General features: G+C 46.5%; 13 protein-coding genes, 1 tRNA gene, 1 rRNA gene and 1 other annotated feature. Of the genes, 11 read left to right on the top strand and 4 right to left on the bottom strand.

Annotation, left to right across the window (positions count from 1 at the left end; genetic code table 11):
* The 3 genes from KCG48_RS13915 to KCG48_RS13905 form a co-directional block, all read right to left on the bottom strand.
* Positions 1 to 413, bottom strand: a 413-nt coding sequence (locus KCG48_RS13915) for a helix-turn-helix domain-containing protein (RefSeq protein ID WP_211802787.1), incomplete at its 3' end; no start/stop codon positions are given.
* A gap of 35 nt (positions 414 to 448) precedes the next feature.
* Positions 449 to 952 (bottom strand): DUF6431 domain-containing protein, encoded by a 504-nt coding sequence (locus KCG48_RS13910; protein WP_230977151.1) that lies wholly within the window; start codon positions 950 to 952, stop codon positions 449 to 451.
* Positions 953 to 1,413: 461 nt separating this feature from the next.
* On the bottom strand, positions 1,414 to 2,121 hold the full coding sequence (locus KCG48_RS13905) for a MurR/RpiR family transcriptional regulator (RefSeq protein WP_211802785.1): 708 nt from the start codon (positions 2,119 to 2,121) through the stop codon (positions 1,414 to 1,416).
* A 240-nt stretch (positions 2,122 to 2,361) separates the two neighbouring features.
* Here KCG48_RS13905 and KCG48_RS13900 point away from each other — a divergent pair, with 240 nt between their 5' ends.
* From KCG48_RS13900 to KCG48_RS13875, 6 genes are read left to right on the top strand one after another with little or no spacing between them, the layout of a single operon-like run.
* Positions 2,362 to 3,831, top strand: coding sequence for an FAD-binding oxidoreductase (locus KCG48_RS13900; protein ID WP_230977150.1), 1,470 nt, complete (start codon positions 2,362 to 2,364; stop codon positions 3,829 to 3,831).
* Positions 3,832 to 3,846: 15 nt separating this feature from the next.
* Entirely contained in the window at positions 3,847 to 4,659 is an 813-nt protein-coding gene (locus tag KCG48_RS13895; RefSeq protein WP_211802784.1) for an electron transfer flavoprotein subunit beta/FixA family protein, read from the top strand.
* Positions 4,652 to 5,596 carry an electron transfer flavoprotein subunit alpha/FixB family protein gene (locus KCG48_RS13890; protein ID WP_211802783.1) on the top strand — a complete coding sequence of 315 codons (945 nt, stop codon included), beginning with the start codon at positions 4,652 to 4,654 and terminating at the stop codon, positions 5,594 to 5,596. The genes KCG48_RS13895 and KCG48_RS13890 overlap by 8 nt, the downstream gene beginning before the upstream one ends.
* A 19-nt stretch (positions 5,597 to 5,615) precedes the next feature.
* Entirely contained in the window at positions 5,616 to 6,395 is a 780-nt protein-coding gene (locus tag KCG48_RS13885) for an SDR family oxidoreductase (protein ID WP_211802782.1), read from the top strand.
* A gap of 11 nt (positions 6,396 to 6,406) precedes the next feature.
* A complete protein-coding gene (locus KCG48_RS13880) occupies positions 6,407 to 7,849 on the top strand; it encodes an FGGY-family carbohydrate kinase (protein ID WP_211802781.1) in 1,443 nt (480 codons plus the stop codon).
* 18 nt (positions 7,850 to 7,867) lie between these two features.
* Positions 7,868 to 9,121, top strand: coding sequence for an MFS transporter (locus KCG48_RS13875; RefSeq protein WP_211802780.1), 1,254 nt, complete (start codon positions 7,868 to 7,870; stop codon positions 9,119 to 9,121).
* Positions 9,122 to 9,381: 260 nt separating this feature from the next.
* Here the strand turns inward: KCG48_RS13875 and asnA are convergent, their stop codons facing one another.
* Complete coding sequence (gene asnA, locus KCG48_RS13870) at positions 9,382 to 10,365, bottom strand: aspartate--ammonia ligase (RefSeq protein ID WP_211802779.1); 984 nt, start codon at positions 10,363 to 10,365, stop codon at positions 9,382 to 9,384.
* 41 nt (positions 10,366 to 10,406) lie between these two features.
* Positions 10,407 to 10,652, bottom strand: a binding site (T-box leader).
* Positions 10,653 to 10,786: 134 nt separating this feature from the next.
* Between asnA and KCG48_RS13865 the strand changes: the two genes are divergently transcribed.
* The 5 genes from KCG48_RS13865 to KCG48_RS13845 form a co-directional block, all read left to right on the top strand.
* Positions 10,787 to 10,861 (top strand) — tRNA-Asn (locus KCG48_RS13865).
* A 222-nt stretch (positions 10,862 to 11,083) separates the two neighbouring features.
* Entirely contained in the window at positions 11,084 to 12,475 is a 1,392-nt protein-coding gene (locus KCG48_RS13860; RefSeq protein ID WP_211802778.1) for a glycine--tRNA ligase, read from the top strand.
* A 176-nt stretch (positions 12,476 to 12,651) separates the two neighbouring features.
* Positions 12,652 to 14,022: a UDP-N-acetylmuramoyl-L-alanine--D-glutamate ligase gene (murD, locus tag KCG48_RS13855; RefSeq protein WP_211802777.1), complete on the top strand. Its 1,371-nt coding sequence runs from the start codon at positions 12,652 to 12,654 to the stop codon at positions 14,020 to 14,022.
* 129 nt (positions 14,023 to 14,151) lie between these two features.
* On the top strand, positions 14,152 to 15,255 hold the full coding sequence (locus KCG48_RS13850; protein ID WP_211802776.1) for a 6-phosphofructokinase: 1,104 nt from the start codon (positions 14,152 to 14,154) through the stop codon (positions 15,253 to 15,255).
* 420 nt (positions 15,256 to 15,675) lie between these two features.
* Positions 15,676 to 15,846 (top strand): 16S ribosomal RNA (locus tag KCG48_RS13845); the annotation flags it as partial.

Below are 15,846 nucleotides of genomic sequence, written 5' to 3'. Positions count from 1 at the left end.
GCGTAGAGCGCCATATGCTTTCCGCTGAAGCCTCTTTCCTGCAGTTTCTCCTGCAGTGTGCTCCGCTTCACCGTCCCCGGGAGGATGATCTTCTCCCACTCCAGGATCCGGATAATCTCCGCCACGCTTCGGCTGGGCACTTCTCGGCGAAGCCGGATCGCCTCTTCCACAATCTCTGGGGGAAGAACGCCTGAAGGGCCATGCACGCGGGGTTTGGGAATCAGGCCGTCAAACCCCTTGGTCCGGTACTCGTTGAGGTAGCGGCGGATCGTCCGCTCGGACAGTCCTGTCTCGCGACAGATCCTTTCCTTGCGCAGTTTGAGTTCTCCTTTATCCAGATCGTCAGAAAGAAGCGGGGCTAGGAGCAGCGCCCGCTGGGTGGCAATGGCTTGAGCTTTTTCTTTGTTTTTCATGGTATCCCTCCGTTTTTTCAGGTTCTTCCCTGAGTTTACCGGAAAGGGATCGTGGACACCGAGACCAACTGGGTCTGTGGCCATCGATTCGTCTGGACGAGAATTTGGACAACCTTTTTCAGCCATCCGGCTGACGAACCCACAAAGAAACATATCCGGGGGAGTATGGCTTGGGGGAGGGTGGATAAGTCTACCCCAAAGTCTTCGGTCGCTGCAACATACGCACTGAGTAACCCGCCCACCAGAGCGTCAGCTCTCTGGGCAAACCACTTCCGGATTCGCCGGATGGTGGTGTCTTCCATCGGCACATCCTCCGTGGTCTCTTGGAGGACTTTCTCGAGGGTCTCGGTCATGTGGCGCTTGAAGGGCATAAGAAAATCCGGCAGCTCATGGTGAATCTTCCGGCATTGGGGGTTCTGACAGCGAAGTCGCCTCACCACGAGGGTGAGGGGTTCTCCATCTTCCCGGATCCCCTGCCGTTTTCGGCTGCCGATCACCTTACATGCTTCCTGGCACAAGGGGCAGCAGCTCTTCTCCATACTCCGGACAAAAAACGCCTTTACAGCTATTCCATTCCAGTTCAAACTTTGATACAATAACCATGCTAATCAATTTAGTAAGAGGCCCTTCCTGATGCTCGTGTCGAAATGAGTCAGGGAGGGCTTCTTTCCGTCCTCCAATGTTGTTATGGTCATTATATCCGTCTATTTACGGACAGGCAAGCTTAGCAGGTTTTGGGCTTTAAAAGACGTCTTTAACATACCACCTTGTAGTGCGCAATAAGTTTGTGAACGAATATAGCTTGATCAGGTTACATATCTTTGCATTGAAGACCATTTGGCTTATCAATTGCTTTCTTGACATGAGTTATTAAGAAATGAAGTTAAAGAAAAAAATCTCAAAACTTATTGGAAGAGCCTTTCCAAAATGATTTTGAGATTCCTATTTTAACTCTAGGTAAAGTCCAAGTGATGAACAAGGTAACGATCAATTTAGGTCATTAACTTCGTTTAAGGTCTTGTAACCTCATAACTACTTCCTCGAAGAAGATGAAGAAAATCGTTCTTGTTTTTTCATAAGGTTCTAAGGTGTCCGATTGGGCTTCCTTTGATAACCAGAATATCCGATCACACTGGTCAAGCAACTCTTTTTTATACTCCTCGACCATAATAATAACTTCGGAACCTTTCTCTTTTGCCATGTCGTAGATGTTTTTAAAAGATTTAAAAGTACCAGTAACAGTTAAGATTATGATTAAAGTTTGCTCATCAACTATGGAGGATATGGAGAGTAAATCCGAGGTTGCCATGATAACTTTATTCGTGCAGGTTCTCAGCCGATATTCAAAGTATTGAGCACAAAGTAGAGAGGGGCCATAACCAAAAAGAATTACTTTTGGGTGTTTTTCTATGCTGCTCACCAGTTCGGAAACAAGCTTGTCATCAAAGTCCTTTAAGAAGGATTGTAATCTCTTTAATTCGTTCGATGATGTAGATGGAACTGCATGGTCATTTAGAAAATCACAATACTGTTTGAAGTTCGCAAATCCTAATTTCTTGACAAACTTCGAAATTTTAGAGGTTGAAACATTGCAATACTCTGCAACATCCAGAATTCTGATTTTGTCATTGGCCTTCGCATATTCTCGGGTCAAGTCATAAAGTTCCTTTTCGAGATTGTTTAGTTTATTTAAGTCAACGTTTAGCATGATTTCCCTCCAAGGCGTACTGTTAACTCATCTTAACATTCGAATTTATCCTTGTAAAGATAACTCAGAAAAATTCAGACAATGGAAAATAAACTTTTATATTTTCCATATAAATAAAATAAAAGCGTTTACCAGATAAATTTTTCCATTATTTCATTGATTTTTATTTTTGACTATGGGATAATCATCTCGTGATCACAAGTAATATGTAGAAGCATGTTCGCTTAAGGAGGCCATATTTTGAGAGAAGAAGTTCTTGAAGTGTTAAAGGGTATGTTATCGCCGGATCAGATTAATATCAATGAAGATGATTTGTATGATGCGGCTGCAGATCGCTATAAAAAATACGCCAAAGCCAGAAAAGTATTAAATGTCCCCATGCCAATCGCTATTGTATATCCCAAGAATACTGATGAAGTCAGCAAGATTTTGAGCTACTGCAATGAGAAGAGAATTAATGTAATTCCTAGAGGTGGAAAAACTGCTACCGAAGGTGGATTAGAGAACTGGAAAGAAGAAACCATTGTACTCGATGCACTTAACCTGAATCGTATTATCAAAATTGATCCTTATAACATGCAGGCAACAGTGGAAGCAGGTGTTGCGCTTCAGTCTCTAGAAGATGAACTCAGAAAAATCGGATATACAACAGGACACTCGCCTCAATCTAAGCCGGTGGCAAAGTTTGGTGGTCTTGTCGCTACAAGAAGTATCGGTCAGTTCTCGACTTTGTACGGAGGGATTGAAGATATGGTTGTCGGACTGGAATGCGTATTTCCAGATGGACATATTTCCAGAATCAAGAATGTCTCCAGAAGAGCAGGTGGACCAGATATCCGCCATATCATTATCGGAAATGAAGGAACTTTGTGTTACATTACCGAAGTCACCGTGAAAATATTCAAACATCATCCTGAAAACAATCGATTCTTTGGTTATTTAATCAAGGATGTCGACACGGGCATCAAAATCTTAAGAGAAGTCATGGTTAATGGATACCGTCCATCTGTGGCAAGAACTTACTCTGAGGAAGATGCAGCACAGCACTTCTATCATTTTTATGAGAATAAATGCATACTCATTTTTATGGCGGAGGGTCAGGAAAACCTGGTTGAGGCTACAAGTCAGGGAATCCTGGAAGCTGTTGAGAAATTTAAGGATGGCGTCATCAAGCAAGTTGACAGCAGTCTCATCGAAAATTGGTTTAATCATCTGAACTGGTCACAGAAAGACATCGATGATGAAATTGAAGGCATGCTGGAAAATGATTATCATGCCGGGTTTACCACAGAGATTTCGGCAGATTGGGAGACCATCCCTAAAATCTATAAGAATGTCATGGAAAGAGTACGCAAGGAGTTCCCCAGAGCCCATGACTTAACCATGCTGGGAGGCCATTCGTCTCATAGCTACATCAATGGTACGAATATGTACTTCGTCTACAACTATGAAATTCATTGCGCGCCAGAAGATGAATTGAGAATATACCATCATCCGCTACAAACGATTATTGTAGAAGAGACCTTGAGGCTGGGTGGTTCCATGTGCCATCATCACGGAATTGGAAAGTATAGAAGTGAATGGACAAGAGATGAGCATGGAACAGCGTACTACATGTTAGAGAAATTGAAGGAAGCCTATGATCCTAATGGAATCATGAACTTCGGAACAATTTTCCCGCAGGAAGAAGGTATGAAATACATTAAGTAAAGCAAGAGGGCTAAAATGAAGATAATTTGCATGGTGAAGTATGTTCCAGATGTGGATAAGTTTCAGTTTGATTTTGATAAGAATGTTGTCATACGACACAACATCAGAATGATTTTGAATCCTGAAGATGCAAAGGCTGTAGGTCTGGCTTTGGAGATAAAGAGAAAGGATCCCTCAACCTTTGTTGAAGTACTTTGCATGGGACCGAAATCAGTATTGCCGATGATCAATGACCTGGCGCGAATCGGTGTGGATCGAGTTACTCTGCTTAGTGATCATCTGTTTGTGGGCAGCGATAGTTATATCACGAGTAAAATATTGGGGATGTATCTAAGCAGGCAAAGATTTGATTTGATTCTGACGGGTAATCATTCTATAGACGGAGATACTTCCCATGTGCCTTCGCAGGTTGCAGATTTACTTGGTCTTCCACAAATGGGGAAAGTTGTTTCGGTGATGACCGACAATATTTCACGGGCTAATTTATGTTTTATCTCGGAAAACGACTCTGCAAAAATCACGTTCACGATGGACTTGCCTGGGGTACTAAGTATAAGCAAAGAATCCGCTTATAAGCTGCCCTACCTTCGATATGAGGATACCCAGCGGTCGATCGAGGATAAGATCACAATCTTAACAGGGGAAGACCTCGGGATCACGAAATCCGAAGTTGGGATTGCGGGATCATTGACCAAAGTAAAAAGAACGTTTGTGAAGGAATATAAAAAACGCGCTCAGCAAATTGTTCAAGTCGATGATGCAGGAATTGATAAAACCTATGAGTTTTTGCGATCCCATGGTTACTTAGGAGGGGTTCACGATGAGTAGGAAAAGAGTTCTGATTTTCGTTGATCCTGAAAACTTCCGGAATTCGATTGATCTTATTGAGGTAGCCAACAAGATTTTTGAAGGGAAAGACATCGAGCTGTTTGGGCTCAGTTCAGAACAACAGATGAAGAAATCCATGGGGTACTTCGATGTCCTCATCGAAGATGTAACTAAAGGGATGGAATCCTATGACACCATGTGTGTTACAGACTATGTGGAAGGACTACACCGCAAAGTAGGATTCGACGCCATTTTGGTTCCGGCAACATTCTTTGGTCGGATGGTTGCCCCTCGTATTGCGAGAAGACTTCATACGGGATTAGTGGCAGATGTTACCGATTTGAAGGTTGAGGGAGATTCCATTGAAATGATTCGCCCGGCATTTAGCGGGAAAATCATGGCAGGCATCATCAATATCGGAACTGGTCCCATGATGATGACGGTGAGACAAAATGTATTTCATTTTGAGGATCTTCCCATGAAAAATACTAAAGTGTTGATCTTTGAACATCCGCTTTCGGCGAGTAAAAAGATTAGAATCCTGGAAACTGAAGAAAAAGGGGTGTCCTACGACATTCGGGATAGTGAAGTCTTAATTTCTGGTGGTGGTGGGGCTAAACATGTCTTCAAACAGTTGCACGAACTCTCAGATCTACTTCATGGGAATGTTTCTGCTAGCCGAAAAATTATCGATCAAGGCCTGGCACCTCGGGCGATCCAAGTGGGGCAGTCTGGGAAAACCGTAACCCCCAAACTATACATAGCATTAGGCATCGATGGTGCAATACAGCATGTAGAAGGTTTGAAAAATGTGAAACACATCATTGCTGTAAATCTAAACAAAAATGCTCCGATCTGTTCACTTTCTGATTTGGTCGTTGTCGGGGATACAAGTCAGTTTGTAGAAAAATTAATTCAGCGTCTAAATAAACATTAAATATTGGAGGGACAGACTTATGGAAATTCAAGATTTTAGCTTAGACTTTTTCAAACTGGAGGGGAAAAATGCCATTGTAACTGGAGGAAATGGTGGGTTAGGAAAGGCGTTTTGCCTAGCTTTGGCAAAAGCAGGAGCCAATGTCATGGTCACTAGTTTGGCGGATGACAATGGAGAAACGAAGGAGCTTATCGAGTCTGTTGGATCAGAGTATAAGCTGGTTCTGACGGATATCACTCAACCTGGTGAGTGTAAGAAGGTCGTAGAGGATTGCGTCAGCACATGGGGTAGCGTGGACATTGTTGTAAACTGCGCAGGAATAAGCATCAATGTAGAAGATGTTACCAAATACACCCGAGTGGAATGGGACAAAATGATCGCCGTAAATCTTACCGCTGCCTTTGAGATGATTCATGAAGCCTGTAAGTTCATGATTCCTCAGAAGAGTGGAAAGATCATTAACATCGCATCGCTATACTCATTCTTAGGCGGACAGTGGTCACCAGCATATGCAGCAACCAAGCACGGTATTGTCGGACTGACTAAAGCCATGTGCGATGAACTGGCCCAGTTCAACATTCAAGTAAATGCCATTGCTCCTGGTTATTATGCAACTCCGCTGACGGCGAAGACCAGAAGTAATGAAAAGAGAAATGCTGAAATTCTGGCGCATATTCCAGCTAATCGTTGGGGATATACAGCCGACTTGATGGGAGCAACTGTTTTCCTAGCGAGTAATGCATCTAACTATGTGAATGGAACGGTACTGGTTGTTGATGGCGGTTACTTGATGAGATAAAGGAGCAAGGAATGAACACGAAATACATTCTGGCTATTGACGGGGGAACCCAAAGTACAAAAGTGGTCATTTTTGATACTGTTGGAAATGAGTATTGTTCTTCCACCGTGAAGTTGAGACCGATGATTTTATCGGATAAGGGGAAAGCCGAACACCCAGATGATGATTTGTGGGCGAGCTTAAAAGGAGCATGTAAAAATGTTCTGAAGAAGTTTAAAGGTGATGTAAACGATATCGTAGGTGTGGGTTTAGGATCCATTCGCTGTTGCAGAGCGTTGGTGAAGGAAAATGGGGAGTTGGCAGCACCGGTTCAAAACTGGATGGATATTCGACTTTCACGACCTTACGAACATGAGAACGATGAAGTGAAGTATGTGACCACAACTACAGGTTACTTAACTTATCGACTGACGGGGGAGAAAAAAGATACCCGATCGAATTATGTCGGTCCATGGCCAATCGATCCGGATACCTTGGATTGGTTTGTTGATGAAGAAAAATTTAACGCTTACACTACACCACGAGAAATGTTGTTTGAGTTAGTGGATCCTTCCACCGTATTAGGCAAGGTGACAGAGTTTGCTAGTCAAGAAACTGGAATTCCGGTAGGAATCCCGGTGGTGGCTACTTCCAATGATAAGGCTGTGGAGGGATTAGGAGCAGGTCTCATGGATGATGGGACTGTACTGGTATCCTTAGGGACATACATCACTTCGATGATGGTTGGCGATAAGTATGATCCGAATACAGTAAACTATTGGAGCAATCCTGGAGCTGTAAAAGATGAGTTCCTTTATGAAAGCAATGGGATTCGTCGTGGAATGTCAACCGTGACTTGGGTCAAAGAACTTCTTGGATCTGATGTGGTAAACAAGGCTGAGGAGTTAGAAATATCTCCAGAAGCATATTTAAATCAATTAGCAGAATCAGTGCCTGTAGGTTGCAATGGCCTTTACACTATCCTTCATTGGTTAGCTCGACCCAACGTTCCCCATGAAAGAGGAATAATGATTGGGTTTAACGGAACTCATAAAGGAGAGCATATGTTCAGATCGGTGCTGGAAGGAATTGCCATGACGATGAAAAACAATGCTCAGGCCATGTGTGACGAACGAGGAGTAGAACTGTCCAGCCTTGTAATCAGTGGCGGCGGCTCAAACGGGGAACTGTTTATGCAGATTTTTGCGGATGTATTTGGGGTGCCGGCACATCGAAATGTTGTCAATGGCTCAGCAAGTATGGGGGCAGCGATTTGTACAGCGTTAGCCTTGGGTATCTATCCCTCAAGACAAGAGGCGATTCAGCATATGGTCAAGAGAAGAGACACCTTTGTTCCGAACATGAAAAACCATGCACTTTATCATCAGATCAATACCGAGGTATATTCCCAGATTCCATCAGTTACCGACGAGTTGTTAAGAAAATCCCATCAAATATTCCACCACCCAATCTAAAATAATTGGAGGCAAAAAATGAAAGCATCAACAAGGAAATGGATCACCATTGCGATTCTTGCCACTGCTGCCGGTATTATATTTGAACTGCCCTATATGCGCTACACGTTTTACGATCCTTTGCGGGAAGGTCTGAAGCTGTCTCATGAGCAGTTTGGAGAACTCATGAGTTTCTATGGAACATTGGCCTTTATCTTCTACATCCCCAGTGGATGGCTTGCTGACCGTGTTTCGCATAAGTGGTTGTTAGGATTCTCACTCATCGGAACTGGATTAGGAGGATTTTACCTTTCAACCTGGCCTAGTTTTACGGGAGCAAGAGTACTCTTTGCTTTTTGGGGAATAACAACAATTTTTACTTTCTGGTCCGCTTTGCTGAAGGCAACCAGCTTGCTCGGAGATAAAAGTGAGCAGGGCAAGTTGTTTTCACTGACTGAAGGTGGCAGAGGAATCATTACTTCATTGTCCGCGATTATTGCTACGGCGATGATTGCACAAATTGGAGCAACCCCAGACAAGTTCGTCTATGTTCTGTACCTGTATTCTATTATCTGCGTTCTTACCGGCGTTGCCGCCATTTGGCTGGTTCCACATAATAAGGGTGTTGTGACGTCTGAAGAAAAATCGTCGAATATCCTTAAGGATATGGTCGATGTAGCAAAGATGCCGATTACTTGGCTTCTTGCTGTGTGTATCTTCTCGATTTACACTGTGTACACTACGTCAAGCTATTTCACACCATATATGACGGAAGTCTTTGGGGTATCCGCAGCAACAGCAGCGGTTGTGGCTACATTCAAGAATCATTTATTCAGACCGATTTCAGGAATCGTGGGAACATTTTTAACAACAAAAACCGGGTCATCCATCCCGGCGATGAAATATAGCATTCTGTTTTTAGCAGTTCTTATCGGAGCGGTTTTACTCTTGCCAATATCGGCGTCTTTCGTACTCATTGTTTCAGTTGTAATTGCGCTAATTGGTCTGATGACATTCGTACTTAGAGGACTTTATTTTGCTCCAGTTGGTGAAGTGGGAACTCCTAAGCGATTCTTGGGTGCTGCAATGGGCTTAATTTCCTGTATTGCTTTCACCTCTGATATTTTTAACTTTAAGATCGTTGGCCGAATTTTAGATAACAACCCAGGTGTTGCGGGATATAAAATTGTGTTTATCTATATCCTCGTGCTTCTCGCCACTGCTTTGGTGTCGTTAATGGTACTAAAAAAACGTGCTGTCAAACATGATAGCAACGAAGAAGAAATAGCATAATCAGGCGATGATCTTGGCGGGTAGGTGGTCTTTTGACTGGCTATCCGCCATTTTATGCAATAAAGGCGAGACTATTTATCATTGCTTCTACTTCATTCATTGCAGGATCTTAAAGAATGGAGTTCTAGAGAGCGTTTGATGGAAACCCGAAGTGAAGGTCAATAAAAGAAGGTTGGGAAACGATGATACTATCATTGCTTCTCAACCTTGAATTTTTAGTAATTAGATTAGTTGTTACCTTAGGACAAAAGAATCTGATTTTAGAGCAGGGCGATGCCCATGGCTTCGGCTTCCTTTCGGACAGGATCCGGCCAGATGCTGCTCTGCACTTCCCCGATGTGGTACTTGTGCAGGAGGAACTGGCAAATACGGGACTGTCCGATTCCACCGCCCATGGTCTGGGGGAGTTTGCCGTCCAGCAGTGCCCGGTGGAAGGGCAGGTCCATGCGGTCCTCTTTCCCGGCCTTGGCCAGCTGGGTGAGGAGGGTTTTGCGGTCTACGCGGATTCCCATGGAAGACAGTTCCAGCACATCATCATGAACCGGGTTGAAGAAGAGGAGATCCCCGTTGAGGCTCCAGTCATCGTAGTCTGGCGCACGGCCGTCATGGCGCTGTCCGTCAGAGAGCAGATCCCCGATGTTCAGCAGGAAGTAGGCGCCGGTTTCCAGGGCGTAGGCCCGCTCCCGTTCCTTGGGGGTCATGCCGGGGTAACGGTCCAGAAGCTCCTGGGTGGTGATGAAGGACAGGCTTTCCGGAAGAATGGGCTTTAAGAATGGATAGGATCTTTCCAGGAGCAGCTCGGCATCCTTAAAGATGGAGTAGATGATTCGGACGGTTTCCTTCAGGGTTTCCACATTGCGGTCTCCCTCGCCGATGATCTTTTCCCAGTCCCACTGATCCACATAGATGCTGTGGATCCGGTCCAGCTTTTCATCGCGGCGGATGGCGTTCATGTTGGTATAGAGGCCTTCACCCAGGGTGAACTCATAGTCCTTCAGCGCCTTGCGCTTCCATTTGGCCAAAGACTGGACAATTTCCACTTCCCGGCCCGTGTCCAGGATGTCGAAGGAGACGGGGCGTTCTACGCCGTTGAGATCATCGTTGAGTCCGCTTTCCTTTTCCACGAAGAGGGGGGCGGAGACGCGGGTGAGGTTCAGGCGCTCGGAGAGTTCGTGCTCAAAAAAGACTTTGATGAGCTTGATGGCTTTCTGGGTTTCTTTCTGGGTCATGGTGGGTTTGTACATGGTGTATACCTCCGTAAAATAAAAATACCTTCCATCCCTACAACAGGGACGAAAGGAAGGCTCTTCCGCGGTACCACCCAGCTTAGCTCCATGGAGCTCACTTTTAAGATACAGACTGCTACATCGATATCCGACTCCGTTAACGGGGAGTTCCGGCCAGGTCTACTCGAGATCTTTCCTCTGGCTGCTCAGAGATGTTTTTCGCTGCTGCTCCTGCACCGGGATCCCACCATCCCCGGTTCTCTGTGCCATTGTACAACAGGTACTCTTCTCTTCAACGCTTGTTACAATTCATTATAAAGACATTTGGCCACCTGTCAAGGATTCGGAAACGATTTTTTTGAAAAAAAAGTTCTTCGATTTTTATGGAATGTATTTGCATTTCACAGAAAGCTTGCTATAATAGTCTTTGTAATGACGTTCCGCGATAGCTCAATGGTGGAGCACTCGGCTGTTAACCGATAGGTTGGAGGTTCGAGCCCTCTTCGCGGAGCCATTTTTTTTACAAAAAAATATCTGTGCTGATGAAGAAGAGTAACCAGTATCCTGCTTGTAGAGAGAATCCGTTTGGTGGAAGGATTCAGGGGATTTGGGGAAGGGCGCTTCGGAGCAGACGTTTTGAAAGAGCAGGGCTTATGCCAAGAAGGGTGGAACCGCGGATTGAATCCGTCCCTTCATGGGATAAGCTCTTTTTTTATTTTTATCGAAGGAAAGGAGAATGATTATGGAAAAGACCATGGATAAAATTGTTGCATTGTGCAAGACCCGAGGCTTTGTCTATCCGGGATCAGAGATTTACGGAGGACTGGCTAACGCTTGGGATTACGGCCCCTTGGGCGTCGAACTCAAGAACAACATCAAGAAGGCCTGGTGGAAGCGCTTTGTCCAGGAAAGCCCCTACAACGTGGGTCTGGATTCCGCCATCCTCATGAATCCTGAAGTTTGGGTGGCCTCTGGCCATGTGGGCAGTTTTTCGGATCCCCTCATGGACTGCAAGGAGTGCAAGGCCCGATACCGGGCAGATAAACTGGTGGAAGACCACATGACGGAGCAGGGTGTCGAGTATGCCTCCGCCGACGGCATGTCCGAAGCGGAGCTTCTGGGCTACATCGAAGAGCACGGCATCGTTTGCCCCAAGTGCGGCAAAAAGAACTTCACGGATATTCGTAAGTTCAACCTGATGTTTAAAACCTTCCTGGGAATCACGGATGATTCCAAGACGGAGATCTATCTGCGTCCGGAAACTGCCCAGGGAATTTTCACCAATTTCAAGAGCATTCAGCGCACCTCCCGCAAGAAGGTCCCCTTTGGCATCGGCCAGATCGGAAAGTCTTTCCGAAATGAGATTACGCCGGGAAACTTCATCTTCCGTACCCGGGAGTTTGAACAGGCGGAGCTGGAGTTCTTCTGCAAGCCCGGAACGGACCTGGAGTGGTTTAGATTCTGGAAGGATTACTGCTGGACCTTCCTCATGGACTTGGGACTTACCGCGGAGAATCTTCGCATGCGGGATCATGCCCAGGAAGAGCTTTCCTTCTACAGTGCAGCGACGTCCGACATTGAGTATCGCTTCCCCTTCGGCTGGGGCGAACTCTGGGGCATTGCAGACCGTACGGATTATGATCTGAAGCAGCATGCGGAGCATTCCAAGACGGACATGAACTACTTGGATCCCCTTACCAATGAGAAGTACGTGCCCTTCTGTGTTGAGCCCTCAGTGGGCATCGACCGTCTGTTCCTCACCTTCCTCACCGATGCCTATGAAGAGGAAGCTCTGGAAGGCGGGGATGAGCGTACGGTGCTGAAGTTCCATCCGGCCCTGGCGCCGGTGAAGGCGGCCATTCTCCCCTTGTCCAAGAAGCTTTCGGACAAGGCCACAGAGGTCTATGAGCAGCTCTCCAAGCACTTCACCGTGGAGTACGATGATGCAGGAAGTATCGGAAAGCGTTACCGCAGACAGGATGAAATCGGAACCCCCTTCTGCATCACCATTGACTTTGATACCCTGGAAGATCAGACTGTTACAGTTCGTGACCGGGATACCATGGAGCAGGTTCGGCTGTCCGTTTTTGATCTCGTCGACTATATCGGCAAAAAACTGACCTTTTAATCCCTGAAGATGGAGACGATGTCGTCTCCATCTTCTTTGCTCCCGGCCTTTCATCGGGAAACGCCGACGGTGAAATAGTAGTAGGTAAAATACCCATTCAAGGGTAAAATGGAAGAGAATACAGATCAGGCACCGAATTCCTTTTCGGTGCAGCAGTAAAGGAAGTAAGGTGGAGTATGGACAGGGATTTCAATGATTTTATAGCGTTTATCCAGGGGAGAAAGATTGGGGTTGTGGGCCTTGGGGTCAGCAATCTCCCGCTTATCCGTTTTTTGAGCCAGCGAGGAGCCCGGGTGTATGGGTTTGACCGACGGGCTTTGGCGGATCTGGACCCTGCGATTCTGGACTTTCAGGATCAGGTGACGCTATTTTTGGGAGAAAACTATCTGGATCAGCTTACGGGGATGGACATCATATTCAAAACACCCGGGATGCGGATTGACCATGCGGCGCTGGTGAAGGCCAAGGCAGAAGGCGCTATCATCACGTCGGAGATGGAGGAGTTCCTGAAGTACTGTAAGGGAAGAACCATTGGGATCACCGGAAGCGACGGAAAAACCACCACCACCACGGTGGTGGGAGAAATTCTAAAAAAAGCCGGCTACAAGGTGTATGTGGGAGGGAACATTGGAACCCCGCTCTTTACCCTGGTGGAGGAAATTCGCCCCGTGGATATGGTGGTCCTGGAACTTTCCAGCTTCCAGCTGATGACCATGACCACCTCCCCGGAAATTGCCATCGTAACGAACATCACCGAAAATCATCTGGATGTCCATAAGGATATGACGGAATACATCGAAGCGAAGAAAAACATCTTCCGTTTCCAGCATCCGGGAGATCTTCTGATCCTCAACGAAGACAATGACATCACCCGAGCCTTTGCCGATGAAGCCCAGGGCAAGGTCGAGTTCTTCTCCTCCAAAAAGGAAAACGAAGATGCCTACTATAGTGACGGAAGCCTCTACCTTCGGGATGAGCGGGTGGTGGATCTTCGCGAGATGAAGGTCAAAGGAATCCATAATGCGGAAAACTTTCTGGCTGCTTTTCTGGCCACGGAGGATTTTGTGCTCCGTCCGGTGATGCGGGAACTGGCCCTGGAATTTGCGGGTGTTCGCCATCGCTGTCAGTTTGTCCGGGAGTTTGAAGGGGTTTCCTACTATAATGATTCCATTGCCTCCACCCCCACCAGAACTCTGGCCAGTATCCGCTCCCTGGAGCAGAAAGTGAATATTATCCTGGGGGGGTACGATAAGCATCTGGACTACACCCCGCTGGCGGAAGAAGGGCACCCCTACCTAAAAAATGTGATCCTCGTGGGGGATACCCGATTCAAGATCCAGGAGGTCTTCCGGAAACTCTCCGACGAAAAGGGAATCCACATTCCGGTGCGTATGGCGGAATCCTTTGAGGATGCGGTGGAGCAGCTGCGTCAGGTGAGCCGAAAGGGAGACATTGCGATTTTGTCGCCCGCCTGTGCCAGTTTTGATCTCTTCGCCAACTTTGAAATTCGGGGCAATCGGTTCATTGAAATTGTGAACGGATTCTAAAAAATACGGAAAACCTCTTGTATTTCTGAGTTTCAATTGTGTACGGTTTCATTTTGGGGTAAAATTGTTTCGACAAGCATGCAGCCTAAATCACAGGAGTTTACGCCATGTAAACACAGGAGGAGCAAAATGAACAACAAGACAAACATCAAGAAAATCGGAATCCTCACCGGCGGTGGCGATTGTCCGGGACTGAACCCGGTGATCCGTGCGGTGACCAAAACGGCAATTAATGTTTACGGTTGGGAAGTTGTGGGCTTTAGAAACGGCTACAAGGGACTCTATAACAATGATTGGATCCCGCTGGATGACAAGAGTACTTCCGGACTTCTGCATAAAGGCGGAACGATTCTATACAGCTCCAATAAAGACAACCTGTTCCATTACCTGGTGGAAGAGAATGGGGAAATGGTCTACAAGGATGTCTCCGATGTGGGCGTCGAGAATATCCGCAACCTGGGCATCGATGTGATGTTCATTGTCGGCGGAGACGGGACCTTGACCTCTGCCCGGGATTTTGCCCGAAAAGGCATCAATGTCATCGCCATTCCGAAAACCATCGACAATGACCTGGCTTCCACGGACACCACCTTCGGTTTCTCCACTGCAGTGAATGTGGCCACCGAAGCCCTGGACCGCCTGCATACTACAGCCCAGTCCCATCATCGAATCATGGTGCTGGAAGTCATGGGCCGCTATGCAGGGTGGATTGCCCTCCACGCGGGAATCGCCGGGGGTGCGGATGTCATTCTGGTTCCGGAAATCCCTTACGATATCCATAAAGTAGCGCAGAAGATTGAAGATCGGAAGAAAAAAGGGAAAGACTTCTCCATCGTCGTGGTGGGAGAAGGGGCGAAGCCCATTGACGGAGAAGTGGTCGTCCGCGATGTCATCAAGGATTCCCCGGACCCCATCCGTTTAGGCGGTATCGGCATCAAGGTAGCGCAAGACCTGGAAAAGCTTTGCGGCAATGAAACCCGTGCCACCATTCTCGGGCATCTGCAGCGGGGCGGCAGTCCTTCAGCCTCTGACCGAATTCTCTCCACCCGTTATGGGGTGGCTGCGGTGAGGCTGGCAGCGGAAGGGAAGTTTGGCAACATGGTGACCCTCCGGGGCGATAACATGTCCTATGATTCTTTGGAAAATGTCATTGGCAGAAAATCCAAGAATGTCAATCCCACCGGAGAACTGGTGGAAGCCGCCAAGGCCATCGGCATTTCCTTCGGATTCTAGTTTGTTCAGTTTGCAGGAGCCGCTCTTGACGAGCGGTTCTTTTGTTTTGCAGAAGATCGCAGAGGAAGAGGGGGGAGGATCCTTGAACGGCAGGATTATCCCCGTTCCAGGGCTGATGATTTTGAACGGGAGCGGCGAAAAAACGGCGAAAAACTTGAAATTTATTCGTTCTTGAAGTTGTCACCGGACTCTTCTTGTGTTAATATATTTAAGTCAGCGTTTGTCCCTACTCCATTGACAGAAGGGGCAGACAGTGATACGATAGATAAGCTCACCGGCCAGCCGGTAGGGCCAAGCTCTTTGAAAGTTAAACAGAATATAGGTAAAAAACCAAAGTAATTCTTTTGAGAAATCAAAACAATCGTTTCTGTCGCAAGACGGAAACAAAAGCTAGTGTAATCAACAGCTAGTTCAAACTTTTAATTTGAGAGTTTGATCCTGGCTCAGGACGAACGCTGGCGGCGTGCCTAACACATGCAAGTCGAGCGGAGGATTTAAGATGTTTACATCGCGGATCCTTAGCGGCGGACGGGTGAGTAACACGTGGGTAACCTGCCTCAAAGTGGGGGATAGCCTTTCGAAAGGAAGATT

Origin of the sequence: Proteiniclasticum sediminis (genome assembly GCF_018128025.1) — a bacterium.
Lineage (GTDB): Bacteria > Bacillota > Clostridia > Clostridiales > Clostridiaceae > Proteiniclasticum > Proteiniclasticum sediminis.
Note: the sequence above shows the minus strand (reverse complement) of the source record. Positions and strands in the feature narration are given on the sequence as shown.

Excerpts from the sequence above, each read along its gene's own strand:
- KCG48_RS13910 (WP_230977151.1), bottom strand. The coding sequence starts at position 952 with ATGGAGAAGAGCTGCTGCCCCTTGTGCCAGGAAGCATGTAAGGTGATC.
- KCG48_RS13905 (WP_211802785.1), bottom strand. The coding sequence starts at position 2,121 with ATGCTAAACGTTGACTTAAATAAACTAAACAATCTCGAAAAGGAACTT.
- KCG48_RS13895 (WP_211802784.1), top strand. The coding sequence starts at position 3,847 with ATGAAGATAATTTGCATGGTGAAGTATGTTCCAGATGTGGATAAGTTT.
- KCG48_RS13850 (WP_211802776.1), top strand. The coding sequence starts at position 14,152 with ATGAACAACAAGACAAACATCAAGAAAATCGGAATCCTCACCGGCGGT.
- KCG48_RS13875 (WP_211802780.1), top strand. The coding sequence starts at position 7,868 with ATGAAAGCATCAACAAGGAAATGGATCACCATTGCGATTCTTGCCACT.
- KCG48_RS13885 (WP_211802782.1), top strand. The coding sequence starts at position 5,616 with ATGGAAATTCAAGATTTTAGCTTAGACTTTTTCAAACTGGAGGGGAAA.
- KCG48_RS13860 (WP_211802778.1), top strand. The coding sequence starts at position 11,084 with ATGATTATGGAAAAGACCATGGATAAAATTGTTGCATTGTGCAAGACC.
- murD (WP_211802777.1), top strand. The coding sequence starts at position 12,652 with ATGGACAGGGATTTCAATGATTTTATAGCGTTTATCCAGGGGAGAAAG.
- asnA (WP_211802779.1), bottom strand. The coding sequence starts at position 10,365 with ATGTACAAACCCACCATGACCCAGAAAGAAACCCAGAAAGCCATCAAG.
- KCG48_RS13880 (WP_211802781.1), top strand. The coding sequence starts at position 6,407 with ATGAACACGAAATACATTCTGGCTATTGACGGGGGAACCCAAAGTACA.
- KCG48_RS13890 (WP_211802783.1), top strand. The coding sequence starts at position 4,652 with ATGAGTAGGAAAAGAGTTCTGATTTTCGTTGATCCTGAAAACTTCCGG.